The sequence below is a fragment of the Flavobacterium sp. genome (assembly GCF_040382755.1).
Lineage (GTDB): Bacteria > Bacteroidota > Bacteroidia > Flavobacteriales > Flavobacteriaceae > Flavobacterium.
On the sequence record NZ_JBEIET010000228.1, the window covers coordinates 1 to 1,912 of the forward strand.

Annotated in this window: 5 protein-coding genes; 4 read left to right on the forward strand and 1 reads right to left on the reverse strand. The window is 29.7% G+C overall.

Features of this window, described 5'->3' with window-relative positions:
- Together ABWO04_RS11525 and ABWO04_RS11530 are read left to right on the forward strand one after the other, a co-directional pair.
- Positions 1–183: S46 family peptidase (locus ABWO04_RS11525; protein WP_353079834.1), on the forward strand; the 183-nt coding region annotated here is incomplete at its 5' end.
- Positions 184–318: 135 nt separating this feature from the next.
- Positions 319–537, forward strand: a complete 219-nt coding sequence (locus tag ABWO04_RS11530) for a hypothetical protein (protein ID WP_353079835.1) — start codon at positions 319–321, stop codon at positions 535–537.
- A gap of 249 nt (positions 538–786) precedes the next feature.
- On the opposite strand, the gene ABWO04_RS11535 is transcribed toward ABWO04_RS11530, so the two are convergent.
- Positions 787–1,152, reverse strand: coding sequence for a DUF1508 domain-containing protein (locus tag ABWO04_RS11535; protein ID WP_353079836.1), 366 nt, complete (start codon positions 1,150–1,152; stop codon positions 787–789).
- 111 nt (positions 1,153–1,263) lie between these two features.
- Here ABWO04_RS11535 and ABWO04_RS11540 point away from each other — a divergent pair, with 111 nt between their 5' ends.
- Together ABWO04_RS11540 and ABWO04_RS11545 are read left to right on the forward strand one after the other, a co-directional pair.
- Positions 1,264–1,563, forward strand: coding sequence for a type II toxin-antitoxin system ParD family antitoxin (locus ABWO04_RS11540; protein WP_353079837.1), 300 nt, complete (start codon positions 1,264–1,266; stop codon positions 1,561–1,563).
- A complete protein-coding gene (locus ABWO04_RS11545) occupies positions 1,550–1,846 on the forward strand; it encodes a type II toxin-antitoxin system RelE/ParE family toxin (RefSeq protein ID WP_353079838.1) in 297 nt (98 codons plus the stop codon). The genes ABWO04_RS11540 and ABWO04_RS11545 overlap by 14 nt, the downstream gene beginning before the upstream one ends.
- Positions 1,847–1,912 lie beyond the last annotated feature (66 nt).

A 1,912-nucleotide genomic window follows, 5' to 3' on the forward strand; every position in this document is an offset into this window, starting at 1 on the left:
AGAGTTTGGGAAGGTACAATGAGCGATGTGTATTATTCTCCAGAAATTTGTAGAAATATCATGGTAGATACACGATATATTCTATTTATTATAGATAAATATGCGGGTGCTAAAAATTTAATTGAAGAAATGAAAATCATTTATAATCAGCCGAATACACCTAAAAACAAAGGGAGATTGTAGTTGTTTTCTATGCTTCATAGTATGAATAGTGCAAGAATTGAAAAATAATTGAAAAAAAATGGAAAAAAGTATTTGACATTTAATTTTTTTTATATCTTTGCTTCATAAATAATTAACCTTTATAATAAAATTAAGATGAAAAAAGTTGTTTTAAGTTTGGCATTCGTTGCTGCTGTATTAGTTTCTTGTAACAAAAAAGGAACAGAAGGAGATGCTACTGCTGATTCTACTGCTACATCAGTAGATTCTGCTGCTGTTTCTACTGATTCTGCTGCTGTTTCTACTGACTCTGCTGCTGTTACTACAGATAGCTCTGCTGCAAAAACTGAAGAAGCTAAAAAAGAAGAAAAATAATATTTGACCTTCTTTTCGAAAAGAAATCAATCCCGACTAAGTCGGGATTTTTTTTTGCTCAAAAGTGAAAGAACTGAATTGATTGTTTTGAAATGAATTAAAATTCATAAGCACAAACTTATCATACTTTAAGCATCTCTTTTTATTATTGACAGGAAAAATAGATTGATTGAGACCCTTTCAGGGTGACAAACGTTGTGAAGTTGATGGGATGAAATGCTTTGTGAATCTCTGCGAAACAAGTATTAGTTACCCGAAAACATCTTCTGCTGGAGGAAAAACATCAAGTGATTTGGAAAAATCTAAATATTCGGCTTTTGCACCGTATTTTAAAATTTCATTGATACCTTTTTCTAACATTAATTGGGTGGAATACTTTCTGCTAACAGCAACTTCTTTATCACTTAAAATGATTTTAAAGTAAAACTTACCTGCAGGTGAACGAAATCGCATAAAAAACAATTGTTCTATTGATTTTTTTAGTAATTCAATTTCTTCTTCACATTCAAAACGTAATTCAAAAGCATTGCTAATAAAAATGGTTTTTCCTCTACGAGAAGTTAATTCGTATTTGTAATGTCCGCTGGGTTTTTTGCTGATTACAAAAGTTGCCATTTTATAAAAATATTTGAAGCGAAGATACTATTTTAAACGAAATTACTTAAGTTGAAATTAAAAACATTTCAATTATATTTATTGTTTTAATAAAACAGAAAACATAAAAAAATGTATTTCAAATTAATTAAATTATCTATATTTGCTACATATAGACAATTAATTTTATTAGTTATGAATATTAGTTTTACAAAAAAACAGGAGATTTATATCAACAAACAAGTGGAAACAGGTGATTATCAAAATAATAGCGAAGTGATAAGAGACGCATTACGTTTGCACGAAATTTATAGAGATAAAGTAATTACTGATTTGAGAAATGAAATCGAAAAGGGTTGGTCGTCTGAAAGTAGTGATAGGACTATTGCAGATATAATTGCAGCAAAAAAAGCAGCATATGCCAAAAAATAAGTATGTGTTATCTCGGGAAGCGGACAACGATTTGGGAAAAATATTTGACTATACTTTTGAAGAATTCGGATTTAATCAAGCCGTAAAGTATTTAGAGGAAATTGACGAAGTATTTGTCAAGATAATAAACACCCCTGAAATGGGAAGAAATAGAAACGAGATTAAAAAAAGCTTATATAGTTTACCTATTGGGAGTCATATAGTTTTTTATACGATACAAATTGATCACATTAGGATTGTAAGGGTTCTGCACGGAGCAAAAGATTTACCAAAAAGTTTTTGATTCAACATGTCTTAAATTGCAAAAAGCTCCAAACATAGTTTGAAGCTTTTAGTACTCAAGGCGGGA